This window comes from Streptomyces canus 299MFChir4.1 (assembly GCF_000383615.1).
GTDB lineage: Bacteria > Actinomycetota > Actinomycetes > Streptomycetales > Streptomycetaceae > Streptomyces > Streptomyces canus_C.
Genome location: NZ_KB911633.1, coordinates 1 through 20,729 on the forward strand (window position 1 = coordinate 1; position 20,729 = coordinate 20,729).

At 71.8% G+C, this 20,729-nt stretch carries 18 protein-coding genes, 1 tRNA gene, 1 other RNA gene and 1 pseudogene; 11 read left to right on the forward strand and 10 right to left on the reverse strand.

Annotated elements, in window-relative coordinates:
- Window positions 1–544: 544 nt before the first annotated feature.
- Window positions 545–1,189, reverse strand: a complete 645-nt coding sequence (locus H293_RS0144555) for a LytR C-terminal domain-containing protein (RefSeq protein ID WP_259294693.1) — start codon at window positions 1,187–1,189, stop codon at window positions 545–547.
- A 99-nt stretch (window positions 1,190–1,288) separates the two neighbouring features.
- Window positions 1,289–1,585, reverse strand: a complete 297-nt coding sequence (locus tag H293_RS0144560) for a type II toxin-antitoxin system VapB family antitoxin (RefSeq protein ID WP_003999914.1) — start codon at window positions 1,583–1,585, stop codon at window positions 1,289–1,291.
- Between the two features lie 170 nt (window positions 1,586–1,755).
- On the opposite strand from H293_RS0144560, the gene H293_RS0144565 reads away from it, so the two are divergent.
- The gene (locus H293_RS0144565; protein ID WP_028808751.1) at window positions 1,756–3,309 is read left to right on the forward strand and encodes a helicase HerA-like domain-containing protein; all 1,554 of its coding nucleotides are present in this window, start codon (window positions 1,756–1,758) and stop codon (window positions 3,307–3,309) included.
- Window positions 3,310–3,505: 196 nt separating this feature from the next.
- Here the strand turns inward: H293_RS0144565 and H293_RS0144575 are convergent, their stop codons facing one another.
- From H293_RS0144575 to H293_RS0144585, 3 genes are all read right to left on the reverse strand, one after another.
- On the reverse strand, window positions 3,506–3,826 hold the full coding sequence (locus tag H293_RS0144575) for a hypothetical protein (protein ID WP_028808752.1): 321 nt from the start codon (window positions 3,824–3,826) through the stop codon (window positions 3,506–3,508).
- Between the two features lie 115 nt (window positions 3,827–3,941).
- On the reverse strand, window positions 3,942–4,538 hold the full coding sequence (locus tag H293_RS0144580) for an HhH-GPD-type base excision DNA repair protein (protein ID WP_020124250.1): 597 nt from the start codon (window positions 4,536–4,538) through the stop codon (window positions 3,942–3,944).
- A 33-nt stretch (window positions 4,539–4,571) separates the two neighbouring features.
- The gene (locus tag H293_RS0144585) at window positions 4,572–5,318 is read right to left on the reverse strand and encodes a siderophore-interacting protein (RefSeq protein WP_020124251.1); all 747 of its coding nucleotides are present in this window, start codon (window positions 5,316–5,318) and stop codon (window positions 4,572–4,574) included.
- Between the two features lie 74 nt (window positions 5,319–5,392).
- Between H293_RS0144585 and H293_RS0144590 the strand changes: the two genes are divergently transcribed.
- From H293_RS0144590 to H293_RS0144610, 5 genes are all read left to right on the forward strand, one after another.
- Window positions 5,393–7,552, forward strand: a complete 2,160-nt coding sequence (locus tag H293_RS0144590) for a penicillin acylase family protein (protein ID WP_020124252.1) — start codon at window positions 5,393–5,395, stop codon at window positions 7,550–7,552.
- Window positions 7,553–7,560: 8 nt separating this feature from the next.
- Window positions 7,561–8,172 carry a GNAT family N-acetyltransferase gene (locus tag H293_RS0144595; protein ID WP_020124253.1) on the forward strand — a complete coding sequence of 204 codons (612 nt, stop codon included), beginning with the start codon at window positions 7,561–7,563 and terminating at the stop codon, window positions 8,170–8,172.
- A complete protein-coding gene (locus H293_RS0144600) occupies window positions 8,162–8,629 on the forward strand; it encodes a cupin domain-containing protein (protein WP_020124254.1) in 468 nt (155 codons plus the stop codon). Before H293_RS0144595 ends, H293_RS0144600 begins: the two co-directional genes overlap by 11 nt.
- Window positions 8,626–9,378 carry an SDR family NAD(P)-dependent oxidoreductase gene (locus H293_RS0144605; protein WP_020124255.1) on the forward strand — a complete coding sequence of 251 codons (753 nt, stop codon included), beginning with the start codon at window positions 8,626–8,628 and terminating at the stop codon, window positions 9,376–9,378. Before H293_RS0144600 ends, H293_RS0144605 begins: the two co-directional genes overlap by 4 nt.
- A 123-nt stretch (window positions 9,379–9,501) precedes the next feature.
- The gene (locus tag H293_RS0144610; protein ID WP_020124256.1) at window positions 9,502–11,361 is read left to right on the forward strand and encodes a copper resistance CopC/CopD family protein; all 1,860 of its coding nucleotides are present in this window, start codon (window positions 9,502–9,504) and stop codon (window positions 11,359–11,361) included.
- Here H293_RS0144610 and H293_RS0144615 read toward each other — a convergent pair.
- Window positions 11,333–12,205: a DUF72 domain-containing protein gene (locus tag H293_RS0144615; RefSeq protein WP_020124257.1), complete on the reverse strand. Its 873-nt coding sequence runs from the start codon at window positions 12,203–12,205 to the stop codon at window positions 11,333–11,335. The genes H293_RS0144610 and H293_RS0144615 overlap by 29 nt on opposite strands.
- 31 nt (window positions 12,206–12,236) lie before the next feature.
- On the opposite strand from H293_RS0144615, the gene H293_RS0144620 reads away from it, so the two are divergent.
- The gene (locus tag H293_RS0144620) at window positions 12,237–13,016 is read left to right on the forward strand and encodes an SDR family NAD(P)-dependent oxidoreductase (protein WP_020124258.1); all 780 of its coding nucleotides are present in this window, start codon (window positions 12,237–12,239) and stop codon (window positions 13,014–13,016) included.
- Window positions 13,017–13,211: 195 nt separating this feature from the next.
- On the opposite strand, the gene H293_RS0144625 is transcribed toward H293_RS0144620, so the two are convergent.
- From H293_RS0144625 to H293_RS0144635, 3 genes are read right to left on the reverse strand one after another with little or no spacing between them, the layout of a single operon-like run.
- Complete coding sequence (locus tag H293_RS0144625; protein ID WP_020124259.1) at window positions 13,212–13,634, reverse strand: PIN domain nuclease; 423 nt, start codon at window positions 13,632–13,634, stop codon at window positions 13,212–13,214.
- Entirely contained in the window at window positions 13,631–13,801 is a 171-nt protein-coding gene (locus tag H293_RS51615) for a hypothetical protein (protein WP_033416540.1), read from the reverse strand. The genes H293_RS0144625 and H293_RS51615 overlap by 4 nt, the downstream gene beginning before the upstream one ends.
- Before the next feature lie 14 nt (window positions 13,802–13,815).
- Window positions 13,816–16,242, reverse strand: coding sequence for a helicase-associated domain-containing protein (locus H293_RS0144635; RefSeq protein WP_020124261.1), 2,427 nt, complete (start codon window positions 16,240–16,242; stop codon window positions 13,816–13,818).
- Window positions 16,243–16,971: 729 nt separating this feature from the next.
- On the opposite strand from H293_RS0144635, the gene H293_RS0144640 reads away from it, so the two are divergent.
- Both H293_RS0144640 and H293_RS0144645 read left to right on the forward strand, forming a co-directional pair.
- The gene (locus tag H293_RS0144640) at window positions 16,972–17,277 is read left to right on the forward strand and encodes a putative quinol monooxygenase (RefSeq protein WP_020124262.1); all 306 of its coding nucleotides are present in this window, start codon (window positions 16,972–16,974) and stop codon (window positions 17,275–17,277) included.
- A gap of 212 nt (window positions 17,278–17,489) precedes the next feature.
- Window positions 17,490–17,825: pseudogene (locus H293_RS0144645) on the forward strand (tyrosine-type recombinase/integrase); the annotation flags it as partial.
- 79 nt (window positions 17,826–17,904) lie between these two features.
- Here H293_RS0144645 and H293_RS0144650 read toward each other — a convergent pair.
- Window positions 17,905–17,992 (reverse strand) — tRNA-Ser (locus H293_RS0144650).
- Between the two features lie 72 nt (window positions 17,993–18,064).
- On the opposite strand from H293_RS0144650, the gene ffs reads away from it, so the two are divergent.
- Window positions 18,065–18,163: signal recognition particle sRNA small type (ffs, locus tag H293_RS54380), an RNA gene on the forward strand.
- A gap of 59 nt (window positions 18,164–18,222) precedes the next feature.
- Window positions 18,223–20,724: a DNA polymerase III subunit gamma and tau gene (locus tag H293_RS0144655; protein ID WP_028808753.1), complete on the forward strand. Its 2,502-nt coding sequence runs from the start codon at window positions 18,223–18,225 to the stop codon at window positions 20,722–20,724.
- Window positions 20,725–20,729 lie beyond the last annotated feature (5 nt).

Genomic DNA, 20,729 nt, shown 5'->3' on the forward strand with positions numbered 1-20,729 from the left:
GGGGCGGGCGTTTTGCGCAGTTCCCCGCGCCCCTGGTGCCTGCGGCGCAGCTGCGGGTCCGGTGGGGGCTTGTGTAGCGCGTGGGGTGTGGTGGGGGGTATCCGTCCTCGGTCCGGCGGCTCGGTCCCTTGAGTAGGGCTCTGTAACGGACGCCGGCCGCTGCGGGCGGACACCCCCCACCCCGTCCCCTGCCCGCCGTACGCGGCTACCGGCCCCGTCGGGGCGCGCGGTCGCGGCGGAGGAGGTGACCAACGACCCGTCGCGGCGCAGGGGGTGACCAACGGCCCGTCGTGGCGCGCGGGAGGTGGCGTACGGTCCCGTCCTGGCCGACGTGACTGCACCCACCCAGGGGCGCGGGGAACTGCGCGACCAGGCACAACGCACCCGCAGCCGCACCACAACCGAACCCGGCACCCCATTGGCGCCCGGCTCAAGCCCAGCGCAGCTGTCCGCGGGGAACTGCGCGACCAGGCACAACGCACCCGCAGCCGCACCACAACCGGACCCGGCACCCCCATAAGCGCCCCGCCCAAGCCCAGCGCAGCTACCCGCAGCGCTTCTTCGAGCCTGTGGTCGTAGGCGCGGGTGCGTTCAGCGTGGTCAGGGCCTTGTCGGCTGCTGTCTTGGGGGTCAGGCTCTTGAAGGCGGTGCCGATGATCAGGTCGAGCTCGGTGCCCTTGCGGGTGTCCGTGCGGGTCTCCGCGGAGGTGAGCTGCGTGCTCAGGACCGGGAGGGAGGTCTTGAGGGCGGACGAGGGGCCCAGCAGTATCGCCGTGCCCTTGACCTTCTTGTCGTAGGTCGCCGTCGCGTTGCCCACGTCGCCGATCTTGAAGCCGCGCTTCTTCAGCTCGTCCGCCGTCTTCTTGGCGAGTCCGCCGCGCGCCGTGGCGTTGAGGACGTTGACGGTGATCTGGCCCGGCTTGGGGAGAGGTGCCGCGGAGACGGAGGGGGACGCGCCGGCCTTCGTCGGGCAGTTCGTCTTGGAGCCGGCCGCGGAGGCCTGGTCACCACCGCCCGTGAACACGTCGATGAGCTGGAGCGTGCCCCAGCCGACGAGGCTCAGCGCGGCGACGGAGGCCACCACGCCGACCGCGAGCCTGCCGCGCCGCCGGGGCCGACGCATCCGGGGGTACTTGTCGCCCGTGATCCGGTACTTACCGCCCATGCCGGGGGGCGTCAGCATGCTCATGGGCGCAGCGTAGTGCGCCCGGGCGGCAATGCCTACTAGATGATCATTGGCCGCCGCGCAGGAGAACCCGAAAGGGTCAAACCTTTACAGCGCGGTCACTCAGTCCAGCTCGAGCACGCGCGCGTGCAGCACCTGTCGCTGCTGGAGCGCCGCCCGCACCGCGCGGTGGAGGCCGTCCTCCAGGTACAGGTCGCCCTGCCATTTCACGACGTGCGCGAACAGGTCGCCGTAGAACGTCGAGTCCTCGGCGAGCAGGGTCTCCAGGTCGAGTTGGCCCTTGGTCGTCACCAGCTGATCGAGGCGGACCGGGCGCGGTGCGACGTCCGCCCACTGCCGGGTGCTTTCCCGGCCGTGGTCGGGGTACGGCCGGCCGTTTCCGATGCGCTTGAAGATCACACGGAAAGCCTACCGGTCAAGACCTTCCGGGCGCAGCCATGGCGACCGAGTGCGACGCTTGAAAAAAGCCGCGAAAAGGGGCTAAACGGGAGCAGGGGTTTGGTATGAACGAGCGAAAGACCCCGCCGAAGGGCGTGACAGGGGCCGCCGCGGCAACCGCCGACCGGTCCATGCCGGAGGCACAGTCCGGCTCCGCCGCGCTGCCCCAGGAGGCCCTGGAGATCGCCGCCGGCTACGCCTTCGGTGGGCCCGCGCTCGATCTCGGCGCGCTGCTGTGGGACGGCGTCTGCCTCCCGGACGCGCAGGTCAGGATCCCCCTGCCGATGCTCAACCGGCACGGGCTCGTCGCCGGCGCCACCGGCACCGGCAAGACCAAGACGCTCCAGCTCATCGCCGAGCAGTTGTCGGCGCAGGGGGTCCCCGTCTTTCTCGCCGACATCAAGGGCGATGTGTCGGGAATCTCCGCGCCGGGTGCGCGGAACGAGAAGCTGCAGGCCAGGGCCGCGGAGGTGCATCAGCAGTGGGAGGCCACGGGCTTTCCCGCGGAGTTCTACGCCCTCGGCGGCATCGGGCACGGCATCCCCGTCCGGGCCACCGTCACCAGCTTCGGGCCGCTCCTCCTGTCCAAGGTGCTCCAGCTCAACCGGACCCAGGAGCAGTCCCTCGGCCTGATCTTCCACTACGCCGACCAGAAGGGCCTGGAACTGGTCGACCTCAAGGACCTGCGGGCCGTCGTCGCCTTTCTCACCTCCGACGAGGGCAAAGGCGAACTGAAGAACATCGGCGGGCTGAGCACGGCCACGGCGGGAGTCATCCTGCGCTCCCTCACCGCTTTCGAGGCGGAGGGCATGGCCGACTTCTTCGGCGAGCCGGAGTTCGACACCGCCGAACTGCTGCGGACCGCGGACGACGGGCGCGGACTGGTGTCCGTCCTGGAACTGGCCGCCGTACAGGACCGGCCGCGGCTGTTCTCGACCTTCCTGATGTGGCTGCTCGCCGATCTCTTCCACGATCTGCCGGAGGTCGGGGACGTCGACCGGCCGAAGCTCGTCTTCTTCTTCGACGAGGCGCATCTGCTCTTCAACGGGGCCTCGAAGGCGTTCCTCGACTCCCTCACGCAGACCGTCCGGCTGATTCGCTCGAAAGGGGTCGGCGTCTTCTTCGTCACGCAGACCGCGAAGGACGTACCCGCCGACGTGCTCGCCCAGCTCGGCAACCGGGTCCAGCACGCGCTGCGGGCCTTCACGCCGGACGACCAGAAGGCGCTGAAGGCGACCGTGAAGACCTTCCCCGACTCCGCGTACGACCTGGAGGAACTGCTCACCGGCCTGGGGACGGGGGAGGCCGTGGTGACCGTGCTGAGCGAGAAGGGGGCTCCCACGCCCGTCGCCGCGACCCGCCTGCGTGCTCCCGAGTCGCTGATGGGGCCCGTCGACGCCGGTGCGCTGGACTCGGCGGTCCGGTCCTCCTCGCTGTACGGGCGTTACGCACAGGCTGTGGACAGGGAGTCGGCGTACGAGAAGCTCGACTCCCGCGGTGACTCCCGTGGCGCGAAGGGCCCGGACGAGATGAAGACCCCGCCACGGTCGCATGAGGAGGAGCCCTCCGTTGTCGAACAGGTCGTCGGCAGCGGCATGTTCAAGTCGCTCGCGCGGTCGCTGGGCACGCAGATCGGGCGGGAGATCACCCGCTCGGTCTTCGGTACGGCCCGGAGGAGGCGGTAGCGCCGCCTCCTCCGGAGGATCAGCCGCGCTTCTCCTCTCTCGGCGGGGGCTGCTTGTTCGTGCTCCGCGGTTTCGGCGCACTGCGTGCGGCCTCCGCGCGCAGCAGGGCGCGCAGGACCGCGTACGGGTCGACGGGCATGACGGTGTTCCTCGCGTGAGTCGTGAGTGCTGAGCAGGCCTGGGGGAGCGGGCTCTGTCAGCAGCGCAGGACCACGGAGCGAAGGGCGGGCAGTGCGTGCGGCGGTCGCGGGGACGCCGGGAGGGGCCGACGGTCCGCCGGCACGCCGGGAATCGTCTCCGGTCGCGGAGCAGGGCGCAGAGGTACGGCCATCCGGTGTACGGCCCGGGCCGGCGGCCGCAGGGCCGTGTCGAGGACGTCGTACTCGACGAGCTCCCCGGCCGGGACGGTTGGCATCGGGTGCGCCTGCGCATGTGCGCCGGAAACCAGCAACGCGAGCAGCAGCACGAGCACCCGCAGCCAGTCACGGCTGCACGGGGCACGTCGTACGGAACTCACACACGTCGTCTCCCCCACCGGCACGCACGCGTCATCATTTCGGCCCGGCAATTCACCCGGCTGCAGCAGGCGTGGCGATGGCCGAGGGCGGTGTGGGGGCGGACCACCCGGCTGACTAGGACTTTCCGGCCGCCTTGGCGGCCTTCGCCGCCGCCTTCATCTCCTGCTTGTGCGCGCGGACCTTGGTCAGCGACTCGGGGCCGGTGATGTCGGCGACGGACCGGAAGGACTTCGGCTCGCCGTAGGCGCCCGCGGCCTCCTGCCAGCCCTCCGGCCGGACGCCGAGCTGCTTGCCCAGCAGCGCCAGGAAGATCTGCGCCTTCTGCTTGCCGAAGCCCGGCAGTTCCTCCAGGCGGCGCAGGAGCTCGCGGCCGTCGTCCACGCCCTTCCAGACCAGCTCGGCCTCACCGTCGTAGTGCTCGACGAGGTACTGGCACAGCTGCTGGATCCGCTTGGCCATCGAGCCCGGATAGCGGTGCACGGCCGGCTTCTCGGAGAGCAGGGCGACGAAGGCCTCCGGGTCCTGCGCGGCGATGTCGTGCGCGTCGAGGTCGCTCGCGCCGAGACGGTCCGCGATGGTGCGGGGACCCCTGAACGCCCACTCCATCGGGACCTGCTGGTCCAGCAGCATCCCGACCAGCGCGGCGAGCGGTGAGCGGCCGAGGAGTTCGTCGGCCTCGGGGTCCTGGGCGAGGTGCAGGGTGACGTCCATGTCCCCGATGATGCCCCCGTCGGCAGCGGGCCTCTACCGGGAGCCGCGGGAGCCGACGGGCTGGTCCCGCCAGTAGCCGAGCGCCTGCACCCGCTCCTTCGGCACGCCCAGCTCCTTGCGGACGTACGACGACAGGGTCCTGGTCGTCGCCGTGTCGCAGGCGATCCAGACGTACGCGTCCGGGTGGCTCCGCAGCAGGGCGGGCAGGTCCACCTTCGCCTGGGCGACCAGGTGCGCCCCGGATTCGAGGCGGAGCACCCGGCGGACCTCGTGGCGGGACGGGTCGGTGCGGAAGGGGAGGCCCTCGTCGCCGCCCTCGAACCAGACGGTCGCGGGGGCGGAGTCCAGGGCGTCGAGGAGGGAGTTGAGGGCGGGCAGGGAGGCCGGGTCGCCGAAGGCGAACACATGGGTGGGCTCGGGGTCGGGGCGGTCGAAGCCGGTGCCGTGGACGGTGGCCTCGACGGTGTCGCCGGGCTTCGCGGCGCGGGCCCAGTCGCTGGCGATTCCGTCGTGCAGCGCGAACTCCAGGGTGAAGGTGCCCGCCTCGGGGTCCGGGTCGACCAGGGTGTAGGCGCGCTGGTGCGGCTTGCCCGCGGCGGCGAACCACAGGCGCACCCACATCGTGGGATGGACGCCGGTGACCGCCAGCATCCCGCCGTCGGTGAGACGCACCCGCCGGTACGCGTCGGTGACGTTCTCGGCGCCGGTCACCGTGAACACGAAGTCCTTCGCGCGCAGCAGTCGCAGGACCGCTCCCTCCCAGCCGTGCCCCTGCCCCATGGTCTTGTCACCCTTCGCGTAGGATCATCGAGATCACTTAGGTAAGCCTAACTTAAGGGAAGACGGGTTCGAGGGTGCGTATCGAGATCCACCGCGACGCCTGGGGGATCCCCCACCTCCGCGCGGGCAGCGCGCGGGAACTCGCCCGTGCCCAGGGCCGGGTCACCGCCCGCGACCGCGCCTGGCAGCTGGAGGTCGAACGGCACCGCGCCCAGGGAACCTCGGCCGCCTTCCTCGGTGCCGGGGCCGTGTCCTGGGACACCCTCGCGAGACGGGCCCGCCTGGACGACACGGCGAGACGCTGCTTCGGGGCGCTGGAGAGGCGGGACCCGGAGACGGCCGCGTGGGTGCGGGCGTACGTCGACGGCGTGAACGAGGAACTGCCGTCCACCTCGGCCCCCGAGTTCGCCCGCGTCGGGCTCGCTCCCGGGCGCTGGGAGCCCTGGACCCCGCTCGGCGTCTGGCTCGCCACCCACATCCTCTTCGCCGGCTTCCCCGCCAAGCTCTGGCGGGACGAGGCGATACGGCACCTGGGCCCGGACGCGGTCGGTCTCTTCGCCGCCGACGGCCCGGGCACCTCCGGCAGCAACGGCTGGCTGGTCGCCGGCGCCCGCACCACCACCGGCCACGCCGTCCTCGCGGGCGACCCGCACCGCTTCATCGAGGACCCCGGCGTCTACCAGCAGATCCACCTGGTCTGCCCCGAGTTCGACGTCATCGGTCTCGCCGTCCCCGGTGTTCCCGGCATCGCCCACTTCGGCCACACCGGCACGGTCGCCTGGTCCATCACCAACGCCATGGCCGACTACCAGGACCTCTACCGCGAGCGTCTGCGCCGCACGGGGGCCGGCGTGGAGGCCCTCGGCCCGGACGGCACCTGGCACCGCGCCACCCGCCACACCGAGACCGTCGAGGTGGCGGGCGAGACCCCGGTCGAGATCGAGGTGATCGAGACGGAGCGGGGCCCGGTGATCGCGGGAGGCCCGGAGGGGCTGGAGGGAGGAGGAGTGCTGGAGGAGCCCCCGACCACGGATGCCTCCCGGCCCGCCCCCGCACGGGCGTCCACTCCCGGGCACACGGCCGCCACCCTCGTCGCCCTCTCCCTCCGCTACCCACCCCGGGTCACCGAGGACCTCGGCTTCAGCGCCCTGCTCCCGCTCCTCCGCGCCCGCCGCACCGCCGACGTGGACCGTGCCTTCGATCTGTGGGCCGAGCCCGTGAACGTCGTCCAGGCCGCCGACGCCGAGGGCGGGCTGCTGCACCGGGTCGCCGGCCGGGTCCCCGTGCGCGCTCAGGCCAACCGGCTCCGGCCCGTCCCCGCCTGGGAGCCCGGCCACGACTGGCGGGGATGGCACGACACTCCCCGTGCCGGTCTCACCGACGGCGTCGCCGTGATGGCCAACCAGCGTGGGCCCGCCACCCCGCTCGGTGTGGAGTTCGCCCCGCCCCACCGGGCGAACCGCATCGCCGCCCTGCTGAACGAGAAGGAGCGGTGGTCGGCCGCCGACATGCCGTTGATCCACATGGACACCCATCTCGCCTCGGCACAGCCCCTGTTGGATCACATCGAGGCCTTGGACGACACTCGTCTGAGCCCCGAGGCCATGACCATCAGGGACACGATCCTTCACTGGGATCGCCGTATGACCGCGAGCAGCACGGAGGCCGCCCTGTACGCCGCCGTGCGCAGCGCGGTCGTACGACGGCTCGCCGCACACCCCGCGTTCGCCGCCCTGGCCGAGCCGCCCGCCTACCCGGACGTCCTCCTCCCCTGGCTCGGCCTCGTCCCCCGGATCGCCTTCGCACTCGAACACCTCCTGCGCGCCGAGGAGTTGTACGGCATCGACCGAGCCGAGGCCGTGCGGGCCGCCCTGGAGGAGGTGGCCGCCGAACCGCCGCGGGGCGCCTGGGGCGACACCCATCGCCTCGCCCCCTGGCGGGCGCTTCCCGAGAGCGGGCGGGACACCCCCGCCCTCGCCCCCGCCCTCTCCGGCGACCACGACTGCGTCCTGTGCACCTCCGCCGTGCCCGGACTCACCGACCTCGCCGCGCGCGGCCCGGCCGCCCGTTACGTCTGGGACCTGGCCCGCCGCGAGGACAGCCTCTGGGTGGTCCCGCTGGGCGCCTCCGGCACGCCCGGCTCACCCCATCACCGCGACCAACTCCCCCTGTGGCTCAGGGGAGATCTCGTCCCGGTCGTCACCGACCTGCTGTACCTGACGAAGGAAGACTGAGGAGACCGATGTCCGACACCCCCACCCGTGAAGCGGTCCACACCCGGACCGTGGACGGCTACGGCACCGTCCGCATCCTGCGTCTCGACCCGCACGCCGACGCCGCGACCGTCCACGCCTGGGTGCGTGAGGAACACGCCGCGTTCTGGGGCATGAACGGCCTCACCCAAGAGCAAGTGGGCGCGATCTACGCCCACTTGGACACCCTGGACACCCACCACGCCTATCTGCTGGAGAAGGACGGCGAACCGGCCGGACTCCTGCAGACCTATGAGCCGGAGGCCGACCGCGTCAGCGAGTGCTACCCCGTCGAACCCGGTGACATCGGCCTCCACCTGCTGCTCCCGCCCCCCGGCCCGCACGGCGCCCGCACCGGCTGGTCGTCGGCGCTGCTCGGCGTCGTGGCCTCGTACGTACTGCTGGGCCTGGACAAGCGGCGGGTCGTGGTCGACCCCGACGTGCGCAACGAGAAGGCCGTCGCCCGCTTCCTGAAGCAGGGCTTCGTGGCCGGAGACGCGGTCGTGCTGCCGGAGATCGACCTCCCCGACGTGCATCTGCCCGAGAAGCACGCCCAACTGGCGTTCCTGACAAGGGAGGTAGCCTTCCCGGGTGACGCCTGACGACCTCGTCGCCCACTACAGACTGGAACCGATCCCCCGCGAGGGCGGACTGTTCCGGCAGACCTGGGCCGGAACCGAGCGTGCCGACGGAAGGCCGCACGGCACGGCGATCGTCGCCCTCCTGACCTCGGACGACTACTCCGCCCTGCACCGCCTGCCCAGCGACGAGATCTGGCACCACTACCTCGGCGACCCGCTGGAGATGCTGCTCCTCGCTCCGGACGGGACCACGGCCACCGCCGTCCTGGGCCCGGACATACGCGCCGGCCAGCACCTCCAGCTGACCGTGCCGGCGGGCACCTGGATGGGGGCCACGACCCGCGGTGCCTGGACCTTCTTCGGCTGCACGATGGCCCCCGGATTCACCTATGAGGACTACGAGCACGGCAGCGCGGCCGAACTGACGGCGCGTTACCCGTCCGAGGCCGCCCGGATCGCGGGACTGTGCCGTCCATGAGACTCCTGGACGGACAGGTCGCCCTGGTCACGGGCGCGGGCGGCGGCATCGGACGGGGGATCGCGCTGCGGTTCGCCGAGCAGGGCGCGGCGGTCGCCCTCCATTGCCGTACGGCCGTGACGGCGGCGCGTGAAGTGGCGTCCCGCATCGAGGACTCGGGCGCCCGGGCCGTCGTACTGGAAGCGGATCTGCGGGACGAGGACGCGTGCCGGCGGCTGGTCCGGGAGGCCGCCGCGTGGGGTGGCGGGCTGACCGCCCTGGTCAACAACGCCGGCGTGCAGCCCACCCAGTCCCTGCCCGGGATGACGGCCGCGCAGTGGCGGGCCGTCATGGACACCAACCTCGGCAGCGTCTTCGCGTGCACCCAGGCGGCCGCGGAGCTCATGCGGCCGGGCGGGTCCGTCACCCACATCGCGTCCGTCGAGGCGGGCCACCCCGCGCCCGAGCACGCCCACTACTCCGCCTCCAAAGCCGCGATCGTGGCGCACGCGCGGGCGGCGGCCCTGGAGTACGGTGCGCACGGCATCCGGGTGAACACGGTCTCGCCCGGGCTCATCGACCGGGAGGGGCTGGCCGAGGACTGGCCGGAGGGGGTGGAGCGGTGGGTACGGAAGGCGCCGCTGGGCAGGCTCGGGCGGCCCGAGGACGTGGCCGACTCGTGCGTGTTCCTCGCCTCCCCGCTCGCGTCCTGGGTCACCGGACACGACCTGGTGGTGGACGGCGGGGTGTCCGCCCGGCCGACGTGGTGAGTGCTCGGGGGTTCGCGTCCGTACATGTCGGGAAGACCGCGAGCCCAGGTACGGAGTAGTGACGTGAGGTGTGAGCGTGCAGGCAGCAGCGCAGGCCGGCGAAGGCGAGGACTTCAAGGGCTGGTGCTGCTGGGCAGCGTGCTGGTCCTGCTCCTCTTCGGCGGTGCGGGAGCGGCCTCGGCCCACGCGGCCCTCCGGGCCACCGACCCGAAGGACGGCACCGTCCTCAAGTCCGCCCCCCGTGACATCACCCTGACCTTCACCGAGTCCGTCGGCCTGCTCGACGACTCCTTCCGGGTGCTCGACCCCGACGGCAAGCGCCTGAAGGTCGGTGACGCCGGACACGGTCCGGGCGGCTCGGAGACGGCCCGCGTCTCGCTGCCCGCCAAGCTCGCCCAGGGCACCTACACGGTGGCCTGGCGGGTGGTCTCGGCCGACAGCCACCCGGTCTCCGGCGCCTTCACCTTCTCCGTCGGCAAACCCTCCCCGGCCATCGTGGTCGCGGACACCGGCCCGACCGAGGACCCGGCCACCGAGAGCCTGTTCAACATGGGCCGCTACCTGGCCTACCTCGCCGTGGCCCTGCTCATCGGCACCGCCGTCTTCGTCACCGCCTGCCGCCCCCCGGAGCCGGCCCGGCTGCGCCGCCTGCTGTGGGCGGGCTGGGGCACCCTGCTCGGCTCGACCGTGTTCCTGCTGGTGCTGCGGGCGCCGTACGAGTCGGGGGCGGGCCCGGCTTCCGCGTTCTCCCTGAAGGCCTTCGAACGCACCCTGACCACCCGCCCCGGCGAGGCCCTCCTGGTCCGCCTGGCCCTGCTGCTGGTCGGGTACTTCTTCGTCGTACGACTGCTGCGGCTGGGCGAGGAGAGGCTGCCCCGCGTGTGGCAGGCGGCGGGCGGTGCGCTCGCCGTGGGCCTCGCGCTGACCTGGGCCGCCGCCGAGCACGCCTCCGCCGGGATCCAGGTGCCGGTGGCGATGACGTCCGCGGTGCTGCACGTGCTGGCGATGTCGGTCTGGCTGGGCGGCCTCGCGGCCCTGCTCACCACGCTGTACCGGGCCTCGGCGCAGCTCCCGGCCGCCGTCCCCGCCCGCTTCTCCCGGCTGGCCTTCGCCTCGGTGACCGTCCTCGTCGGCACCGGCGTCTACCAGTCCTGGCGCGGCCTCGGCTCCTGGAGCGCGATCACCGGCACGACGTACGGTCATCTGCTCGTCCTCAAGCTGCTCGCGGTGACGCTGCTGCTGGCGGCGGCGAGGCTGTCACGGCAGTGGACGGGACGGCTGGTGACGGTCGTGGCCAAGTCGGAGACGGTCGCGGCCGAGGCGGAGTCGGTCGTACGGGAGACGGTGCCGGCGGCGGTCGTACGGGAGAAGGTGTCGACGGGGGGCGTACTGGAGGAGGCTCCGACGGCGGTCGTGGGGGAGAAGGTGCCGGAGCGGGTGGGCGGATCGCCGTCGGCTCCGGAACCGGCGCCCGTCACCCCCGGTCCGGCCGCACCGGCCTACCGGCACGGCCTGCGCCGTTCCGTGCTCGCCGAAGTGGCCGTCGGGGTCGTGGTCCTGGTGCTGAGCACCGTGCTGAGCGGCACGCTGCCCGGCCGGGCGCAGGCCGAGGCGGCCGAGGCGGGCCCGGCCACGGGCGGACTGCCCGCCGCGTCCGTCACCAACGTCCCCTTCGCGGTGGGCGGCGCCACGGGCAAGGTGCAGATCACCCTCGACCCGGGCCGCACCGGCCAGAACTCGGTCCAGGCCATCGTCTACGCGGCCGACGGAGGCCTCGCCACGGTCCCCGAACTCCGGCTGTCCTTCACTCTCCCGGCCAAGCGGATCGGCCCGATCGACGCCCAGCTGAGGAACAAGGGTGGCTACTGGGGCACCAACGACCTCACCCTGCCCCTCGCGGGCGACTGGCGGATGAAGGCGACCATCAGGGTCTCGGACGTCGACCAGATCAGTGTCACGAAGACGGTGAGGATCGTGGGCTGAGCGGGTCGAGCGGGTCGAGTGGGTCAAGCGGGCCGAGCAGGTCCGCCATGGTCCCGGCGGCGTGCACGGCGGCCGCTCCGCAGCAGTTGTTGAACAGGACGTGGAGCTCGTCGACCCGCTCGGCCAGTGCGTGCAACCGCGGTACCCACTCGGCGAGTTCGGCGCGCGGGTAGTCGTACCGGAAACGCTCCTCCTTGCTGCCGCGGCCCCAGGAGGAGCTGCGCCCGTGGAAGCGCACGACGGACAGCCGGGGCGCGGTGACGGGGGTGACCGGCGGCAGGGAGGCGGGCAGGCCCTGGCGCATGTCCACGGCCACGGCGGCGAAGTCGTACTTGCCGAGCAGCGCGCAGGTGAGGTCCCGCTGCCCCTCCTCCCACCAGGACGGATGCCGGAACTCCACCTGGACGGGCCATCCGGCGGTCCGGTCCGCGGTCTCCTCCAGGAACCGCTCCGCCCGCGCCCCCGGCCGCAGCCACGGAGGGAACTGGAACAGCACCCCACCGAGCCGCCCGGCCTCCCGCAACGGCTCGACCCCGGCGGCGAACCGCGCCAACACCTCGTCCAACGGCACGTCCGCGAGCGCGGGCTGCTTCACCGGATGCCCGGTGAGCGGGGCGTACGCCTTCACGTCGAACACGAAATCGGCGGGCGTGCGCTCCACCCACAGACGGCTGTTGCGCTCGCTGGGCAGGGCGTAGAACGTGCCGTCCACCTCCACCACCGGGAACCGCTCGGCGTAGTACCGCAACCGCCCCTCGGCGTCCCGCCGCCCCGGCGGGTACCAGCCGCTGCGGACGAGCGCGGGATCGGTCCAGGAGCACGTGCCGACGAGAATGCGGGTCATGGGGGCCCGGGTACCGACTTAGGGTGCGGCCATGACTTCCCAGGCGTATCTCTCCCAACTCTTCTCGCTGGACGACCGAGTGGCGCTGGTGACCGGGGGCAGTTCGGGCATCGGCAGGGCGATCGCGGGGGCGTTGGCACGGGCGGGGGCGAGCGTGGTGATCGTGGCCCGCAGGGAGCGCGAACTGGTCGCTGCGGTCGATGAGTTGACGTCCGAAGGCTGCCGGGCGGCCTGGGTGAGCGCCGACTTGAGCACGAGGGAGGGCGTCCGTACGGCGGCGGAGGCGGCCGCCGCCCTGTTCGGCGAGCCGGACGTCCTGGTCAACTCCGCGGGCATCAACCTGCGTCCACCGATGACCGAGCTCACCGACGACGTGTGGGACACCACCATGGCCGTCAACCTGGCGGCCCCCTACCTCCTGGGCCAGCGCTTCGGCCCCCGCATGGCCGAGCGCGGCTTCGGCCGGATCATCCACATCACGTCCCAGCAGGCCCACCGCGCCTTCGTCCAGAGCGGCGCCTACGGCGTCTCCAAGGGCGGCCTGGAGTCCCTGGCCCGCTCCCAGGCCGAGGCCTGGTCCCCACACGGCGTCACCTGCAACACCCTCGTCCCCGGCTTCGTACTGACCCCCCTCAACTCACGCCTCGCCGACAACCCGGACCAGGTCGCCACCCTGGCCGCCCGCACCATGACCGGCCGCAACGGCCTCCCCGACGACTTCGCAGGGGCCGCGGTCTTCCTGGCGAGCGGGGCGTCGGGGTATGTCACCGGGCAGTCGATCTTTGTGGATGGGGGGTTGTCGGTGCACTGAGCTGTTCTGCCGGGGGCGGGGGGCTCCGGAGCTGTGCGGGTCCCGGGCCGTCGGGTGGCAGCGGATCCTGGCAGGACTGCTGGTGACACAGGGGTGTGCGGGAGCGTTCTGACCCGCGGTGCAGCTGTGGTGGGTGGGGCTTCTGACCGGTGCTGTACGGAGGTGAATGCAACCGGAACTGCAACCACCGCCCGGCTATTTGCCGCTTTCCGGGCCGTACCACCGAAGAGCCTGGCCGGTCACCGCCGCGATGCAGGCGAAGTCGTGGTCGCGGTGCAGGAGGGTGAGCCCTTGCAACTCGCCCGTCGCGGCGACGACGAGATCAACCGCACCCGGACCGCGGTGCTTTCCCTGTTTGGTGAGGGCTTCCTGGACCTGCCAGGCGCGGTCGTATGCGCGGTCGTCGACGGAAACCCAACCGAAGATCAGTCGCACGTCCTCGATGCCGCGCGCCCTGTCGGCGGCCGACCGGGCGCTGTAGAAGAACTCAAGCTCGGTGATCGGGCAGGTGGCGATGAGCCCAGCGGCTGCCGCCTGGTCCCAGCCGTACTGCTCCGCGTCCTCGCCCATGAACCGAGCGAGCGCGCTGGTGTCGATCAGGAACTGGGCCGCGTTCACCGGCGGTAGTTCCCCTTGCTCTCGAACAGCTCCAGATCGAATGCGCCGTCCCCGGCTGCGGTCCGCAGCCGGGCGAGAGCCAGGGCGCGACGCCGACTCTCCAGCACCTCGCGAAGAGCGGTGTTGACCGTCTCCCTCTTGGTACTTGTCCCGAGGGCTTTGGCCACATCCGCGCCGAGCCCTACACAGGCATCACGCCATGGATGCGGGAGAGCGTGAAGACGCGTTCCGCTTCGCGCAGGTGGCACCACGCGTCGAGGTAGGGCGGGTCGAGTTCCAGGTCACTGAGGGTCCGTACGGTCCGGTTGCCCGAGGTGGCGATGTACTCGACAGTGATGGCCGCACCGGTGTCGATGGCGTGGGCGATCTGTCGGACGTCGCTGTACGACAGGTGCTTCGCGTATCCGGCGACGATCTCCTCGGTGTCCGTCGCGAAAGGCACCCCGCTACCGAACGGGTCGGGTTCCGGTGCACTCGGCGGGGCCTTGAGCAGGAGGTCGGCCAGGGCGTCCATCCCGGTGTCGGTGCGCACGTCCGAGGCGCGGGTCGCGGTGGTCCGGGGGCCGCGCCGCCCGACGTTCCCTCGCGGGGGCGGGACGGCGGCGGCCCTCTGCGGCAGGCGCTTCTCGATGCGTACCGTTCCCCCGGCGGTCTCGGCGACCGGGGCGTAGCCCGCGGCACGGAGCGTGGCGAGGGTCGTCGCCGGTGGGCTGCCGCTGACCAGGACCGTGGGGGCGAGTTGCCGTAGAGCGAGCTTGGACAGTGCCCGGTGGGCGGCGAGTTCGGCCAGGAGCGCGGGTTCGTCGCCGTGGATGACACAGGCCGCGGGGGCGATGCGCACCCGTCCATGACCTCGCGCGGTGTCGGCGATGAGATAGGTCAGCGGCTGTGGCAGGGCCGTGGCGGAGATAGCGGCCAGGTCGGCTGCGATGTCGTCCGGGGTGCGGCCGGCGTCCAGGGCCCGGCGGATACTGCCGGCACTGAAGCGCCATACCGACGCCGTGCCACTGGTCTCCCGGTCGGCCATCGAATCCAGCAGCGCCGAGAGCCGCGCGGACGGCGTGCCGGTGACGACGGCGGTGAGGTCGGCGCCGATCCGGGCCGTCGTGGTCGCGGGGGGCAGCAGCCGCCGGGCCGTGATGTCGAGCTCTTCGTCGGTGTGGGCCGCCAGGTGGGCACCGAGTGGGGACAGCGCACCCCGTGCCAGCACGCCCAGCAGTTCGCTTTCGCGGATCACGGTGCTGAACGGTGCCGCGTCCTCGGGCGAGGCGTCGTCGGCGAGCGGGCGGTGCCAGGCCACGAGCGGCCCCAGCTCCGCAGCGACCTTCACACCCTGTCCTGCCGGGAGTCCCGCCGCCGCGGTGAGCAGCCCGTGGCGGGCTTGCAGACAGCCGCCGCAGGCAGGCGCACCGGCGAGCGCGGGAAGCGCCTTGTTGTCTTCGTCGCGCGCCCGGGTGGGGGTGAGCGGCAGGTCCCGCCATGCCCGGAGCAGTACGGCGAGTTGTTCCGCGGGCTCCTGCTCGGCCCAGGTGTCGTACGCCTCGGTGGGAGGTACGCGATCGCCGTCGCGGGCCAGCAGTCCGGCGGCGTACGCGGTCTCCAGGGCGATGCGTACGACGGCGTCCTCCGCGTGGGCGACCTTGCCGAGCCGGGCCAGTTCACGCGCGCCGATCCCGCCCGACTTCAGCCGGGCCGGTGGGGCGGCCGCGCACGCCGAAAGCACGGAGGCTGCCTGGGCCGCGAACGCGGTGGCGGCCACCGCGGCCTCCCGCTCCACCTCCGCCGAGGTGATGGGCACCAACTGCGGGACGGGCGGCAGAGGTTCGAACGGAGCGTGCCAACCGGGTCCCCGCAGAGCCAGGGCCACTTCGACCGGCATCCGGACGGGCCCGTACCGGTGACGGTCCTGGAGCAGAAGCCCGCGGTCGAGTGCCCAACTGGCGCCTGGTGGGAGATCGAGTCCAAGACCCCCGAACACGGCGAACGGTGACTGACGCGGAGTGAACCTGGCGCTCTGCTCAAGCACCTTCCGTGTGGCCGCCGGTGCCCCCGCCACCAGCGCGGCGACCCGTTCCGCGTCACTGTGATGCTCCACCAGAGCCGCGAGCCGCTGCTGCTTGGTGCCGGGTGGCTTGATACCCAGGACCGCCAGCATGCCGCGCAGTTCCTCGGAGGTGGTGCCGGCCAGCAGCGCTTCCAGCGGGGCGTCAAGTCCCAGAGGCGTGCTCCACGCCTGGCGCAAGGGCGTGGGCATGCGGAGGACCCCGCCGCCGTCGTGCCACACGAGCGCCCGATCCGACAGCGCCTCCAGGGTCGCGTCTAGCGCGTGCACCGCCGCAGGGGAGGTCGAGCCGAGCAACTCCGCGAGGCTGTCGCGGGTCGCTCGTGCTCCCAGGGCTGCCAGCGCCTCGGCGGCCTGCAAGCACGGCAGCGTGAGTCGTGGCAGGACGAGTGCCACGGACCCCGGACGTTGGAGACGGTCCGCCAGTTCCCCCACCGAGCGTGGTTCCGGAGAGGAGGCCGCGTCCTTCCGCAGGGCGAGTACGCGTGCCAGGCGGGAACGGTCGAGTTCACTCAGCCAGGTCGCAAGTGTTGATCGGGACTTCATGAGGATGCACCTCGACAGAACAGGAAATACGTCACAGGCGGGCCGAAGCCGCTTCGGCGCCAACGCCAACGTCAACGCCAACGCCAACGCCAAGGATGGCGCAGTTCCATGATCCGCGGATGTCGTACGAAGACAGAGCCCGCGGCGCCTCCCCGCCGGGCCCAGGCCGACGAGACGAGCCGACGGCAGGAGAAGATCCGGCCGCCCGCTCGCCCAAATCTCCCGTTCCTGGTAGTTCAGGCCCGTTCAGATCCTGCGTGTTGCCTGCTGTCGGCACGGCCTTGAACAAGCGTGAACCGCCACGGATGAGACTGCCGTTGAGACCGGACGCCAGCGACAGTTGGCAGATTTACAGCCCGCCCAAGCAGTTTCAGCCAGCCGCAACCTTTGTTGTCGGCTCCCTAACCCACGCCAGTCCCACAGATCCCAGGAGTCACCCTTCTCACCGACCGGTCAGCCCGTCTACTCCGTAGTGCACTGCGCGCCTTCGGTCACGGGGCCCACTATGGTCCTGCCGAAGGTTGGGAACTGGCGCTACATACAGCGCGGTGCGGCCACCGAGCACCCCCACCAGACGCACCCAAGTAGACGCACCCAAGATCGCGAACTGGGGCAAAACGGTGAAGGGTGAGGTATCGATGCGGTCATACAGGAGACCCGTTCGATGCCAACCATTTACTCCGGTGCCCTGTCGCTCCCGGGCGGCCGAGCATTGGAAAGGAGCCCCTCATGGCCGACATCAACGTCGCGCTGCACGTACAGGTCGAGGCCCTGCCCGGCAAGGAGGAAGAGGTCGCCGCCTTCCTCCGCAAGGGCCTTGCCCTCGTCCAGGAGGAGCCCGGTACCGTCGCCTGGTTCGCTGTGCGCCTGAGCCCGTCCACCTTCGCCATCTTCGACGCCTTTCCCGACGACGACGCACGCCAGACCCATCTCGCCGGCCGCCTGGGCAGCGCCCTGATGGAACGAGCCGGTGAACTGTTCGCCCAACCACCTTCCGTCGAGCGCCTCGACGTCCTCGCCCACAAGCTCCCCTGAAGAGCAGGCGGACTGCTCCACGGCCGGCGCGTCGGACTGATCCCAGGACGCGGGTTTGCAGCAGGTCAGCGCGGCGATCGATATCCGTCTGGGAGAACGGCCGCGGATCACTTGTCTGACACCCGTTGACCTACCAGGCGTCCCGTTTGCGCTGTTCACAGCCTTAACTGACACGCGACGCCACCCCAAACGCAACGGTGCTGGACCTAGGACAGCCCGGTTTTGTCTTCACGTCTCCCGTGGGTCAGCCGCTGGTGCCCAGCACGGACTACGACGTGTGGAAGCAGCTCCTCACCGATGCCAAGGTGCGGGACGGCCGGCTGCATGACGCCCGGCATACCGCCGCCACGATCCTGCTCATCCTCGGAGTTCCGGGACGGGTGGTGATGCAGATCATGGGGTGGTCGTCGACCGCGATGGCGGCCCGCTACCAGCACGTGACGAGCGGGATCATGGCCGACGTGGCGCAGCGGGTCGGCGGTCTCATCTGGGATGTGGCCAAGGCCGCCGAGGAAGGCGGCCCGGAGGGCTCCGCAGGCTCGCGTTGAGACTGTAGATGAGACCGCAACCGTCGAAGGGCCCCACCGCGAACGGTGGGGCCCTTCGACATCGTGCCCGGTGAGGCACTGGCGGAGGATACGAGATTCGAACTCGTGAGGGGTTGCCCCCAACACGCTTTCCAAGCGTGCGCCCTAGGCCTCTAGGCGAATCCTCCGCGGCAAACAATACAAGACGTTGAGGAGTGCTCGCGAACTCGTTCCCACCCCCTGCCATCGGGTACTGTTTGGGCAGCCCCTCACGCGGCGCTATCTGACTGAACTCCCCCAGGGCCGGAAGGCAGCAAGGGTAGGTTGGCTCTGGCGGGTGCGTGGGGGGCGTTCGCGTTCCCGGACCGGGGGCCCGCGCGGGGTCGGGTTGTCAGTGGGCGCCTATAACCTCGTATGCGTGTCGTCTCTCGCGTTGTACCGCCGCTACCGCCCGGAGTCCTTCGCCGAGGTCATCGGGCAGGAGCATGTCACCGACCCGCTGCAGCAGGCGCTGCGGAACAACCGGGTCAATCACGCGTACCTGTTCAGCGGTCCGCGCGGATGCGGCAAGACGACCAGCGCGCGCATCCTCGCCAGGTGCCTGAACTGCGAGCAGGGGCCCACGCCGACCCCGTGCGGTGAGTGCCAGTCCTGTCAGGACCTGGCCAGGAACGGCCCGGGGTCCATCGACGTCATCGAGATCGACGCCGCCTCCCACGGTGGTGTGGACGACGCCCGTGAGCTGCGGGAGAAGGCCTTCTTCGGGCCGGCGAGCAGCCGTTACAAGATCTACATCATCGACGAGGCCCACATGGTCACGTCGGCGGGTTTCAACGCGCTGCTGAAGGTCGTCGAGGAGCCCCCGGAGCACCTCAAGTTCATCTTCGCCACCACCGAGCCCGAGAAGGTCATCGGGACGATCCGGTCGCGGACCCATCACTACCCCTTCCGGCTCGTACCGCCCGGCACTCTGCGGGAGTACCTCGGCGAGGTGTGCGGCAAGGAGAAGATCCCCGTCGAGGACGGGGTGCTTCCGCTGGTCGTGCGGGCCGGTCAGGGGTCCGTGCGTGACTCCATGTCCGTCATGGACCAGCTGCTCGCCGGAGCGCGGGAGGAGGGTGTGACGTATGCCATGGCCACCTCCCTCCTCGGTTACACCGACGGCTCCCTGCTCGACTCCGTCGTCGAGGCCTTCGCCACCGGTGACGGCGCCGCCGCCTTCGAGGTCGTCGACCGTGTCATCGAGGGCGGCAACGACCCGCGCCGTTTCGTCACCGACCTGCTGGAGCGGCTGCGGGACCTGGTCATCCTCGCCGCCGTTCCCGACGCCGCCGAGAAGGGGCTCATCGACGCCCCCGCCGACGTCATCGAGCGCATGCAGGCCCAGGCAGGCACCTTCGGCCCCGCCGAGCTCAGCCGCGCCGCCGACCTCGTCAACGAAGGCCTGACGGAGATGCGCGGCGCCAACTCGCCCCGCCTCCAGCTGGAACTCATCTGCGCACGCGTGCTGCTCCCCGCGGCCTACGGGGACGAGCGCTCGGTCATGGCCCGCCTCGACCGCATCGAGCGGGGCGTGAACTTCTCGGCCGGCGGCGGCGCCCCCGCGATGGGGTACGTACCGGGGCCGGAGGCCCACGGGGGAGCCGCTCCCGGCCCCTTCACGGCCGCAGTCCCGCCATCGGCCGCCGTCCCGTCATCGGGTGCCGTTCCGCCACCAGCTCCGGTTCCGCCCGGCGGTGGTCCGGCCGCAGCGCGGGCGGCGGTCCGGGCCGCAGGAGCGGCGGGCGCGCCTGGCGGTTCAGGGCCCGGCAGCGGCACCCTGGGCAGTGGCATCCAGGGCGGGAGCCTGCCCGGAGGTGGCACGCAGGGTGGCGGCATCCCCGGTGGAGCAGATGGCCCAGGTGGATTCCCCGGTGGAACAGGTGGCCCGGGTGGATTCCCCGGCGCTACGGCCGACTCGGCGCCCCCCGCCGTTCCGGCCGCCCCCGCCCCCGACGACCCGTCCTCCTCTCCCGCGGGTCAGGCCCCTGGCGCTCCCTCCGGTCCACCGGCCGGCCCATCTCCGGCCCCCGCAGCATCCGCCCCGGCCCCCGGCGCCTGGCCCGCCGCCGCTCCTGCCGGTGGCGGCCGGCGTCCCGGTGGGTGGCCCACCCCGACCCCGGCCGGTGGCGGCCAGTCCCAGGCGCCCGCGGTTCACCGACCCGCGGCCGCCTCGGCACCGGCCCAGCCCGCTCCCGCTCCCGCTCCCGCGGCGTCCGCGACCTCCGCACCCGGTCCGGCCGCCTACGCCCCACCTGCCGGCGGCCTCGACCCCCGGCAGCTCTGGCCCAACATCCTGGAAGCGGTCAAGAACCGCCGCCGTTTCACCTGGATCCTGCTCAGCCAGAACGCCCACGTGGCCGGTTTCGACGGCACCACCCTCCAGCTTGGCTTCGTCAACGCCGGCGCCCGTGACAACTTCGCGAGCAGCGGCAGCGAGGAGGTGCTGCGCCAGGCGCTCTCCGAGCAGTTCAGCGTGCAGTGGAAGATCGAGGCCGTCGTCGACCCCTCGGGCGGCGGCGCGGCACCCCCGGCCTCCGGCGGCTTCAACGGCGGCGGCAGCGGTGGCGGTGGCTACGGGGGAGGGGGTACCGGCGGCGGCTACGGCACCGGGAACTCGGGTGGGTACGGCGCCCCGGCCCCCCAGACCCCGCCGTCCTCCCAGTCGACGCCCGCCCCGGCGGGCCGGCCCACTTCGGCGCCCGCTTCCGCACCGGCCCCCGCCCCACAGCGGTCCGCGCCGGAACCCCCGCCCGTCTCCATCGAGGACGACATCCCCGAGGACGACGACCCCGACCTCAACGAGTCGGCCCTCTCGGGTCGCGAACTGATCGTGCGGGAGCTCGGGGCGACCGTGGTCGAGGAGATCACGAACGAGTAGGGGGG

What these genes read in the sequence shown, in the direction of transcription:
- H293_RS0144555 (WP_259294693.1), bottom strand. Translation starts at nt 1,189, where the DNA reads ATGAGCATGCTGACGCCCCCCGGCATGGGCGGTAAGTACCGGATCACG.
- H293_RS0144565 (WP_028808751.1), top strand. Translation starts at nt 1,756, where the DNA reads ATGCCGGAGGCACAGTCCGGCTCCGCCGCGCTGCCCCAGGAGGCCCTG.
- H293_RS0144580 (WP_020124250.1), bottom strand. Translation starts at nt 4,538, where the DNA reads ATGGACGTCACCCTGCACCTCGCCCAGGACCCCGAGGCCGACGAACTC.
- H293_RS0144585 (WP_020124251.1), bottom strand. Translation starts at nt 5,318, where the DNA reads ATGGGGCAGGGGCACGGCTGGGAGGGAGCGGTCCTGCGACTGCTGCGC.
- H293_RS0144595 (WP_020124253.1), top strand. Translation starts at nt 7,561, where the DNA reads ATGTCCGACACCCCCACCCGTGAAGCGGTCCACACCCGGACCGTGGAC.
- H293_RS0144605 (WP_020124255.1), top strand. Translation starts at nt 8,626, where the DNA reads ATGAGACTCCTGGACGGACAGGTCGCCCTGGTCACGGGCGCGGGCGGC.
- H293_RS0144615 (WP_020124257.1), bottom strand. Translation starts at nt 12,205, where the DNA reads ATGACCCGCATTCTCGTCGGCACGTGCTCCTGGACCGATCCCGCGCTC.
- H293_RS0144620 (WP_020124258.1), top strand. Translation starts at nt 12,237, where the DNA reads ATGACTTCCCAGGCGTATCTCTCCCAACTCTTCTCGCTGGACGACCGA.
- H293_RS0144635 (WP_020124261.1), bottom strand. Translation starts at nt 16,242, where the DNA reads ATGAAGTCCCGATCAACACTTGCGACCTGGCTGAGTGAACTCGACCGT.
- H293_RS0144640 (WP_020124262.1), top strand. Translation starts at nt 16,972, where the DNA reads ATGGCCGACATCAACGTCGCGCTGCACGTACAGGTCGAGGCCCTGCCC.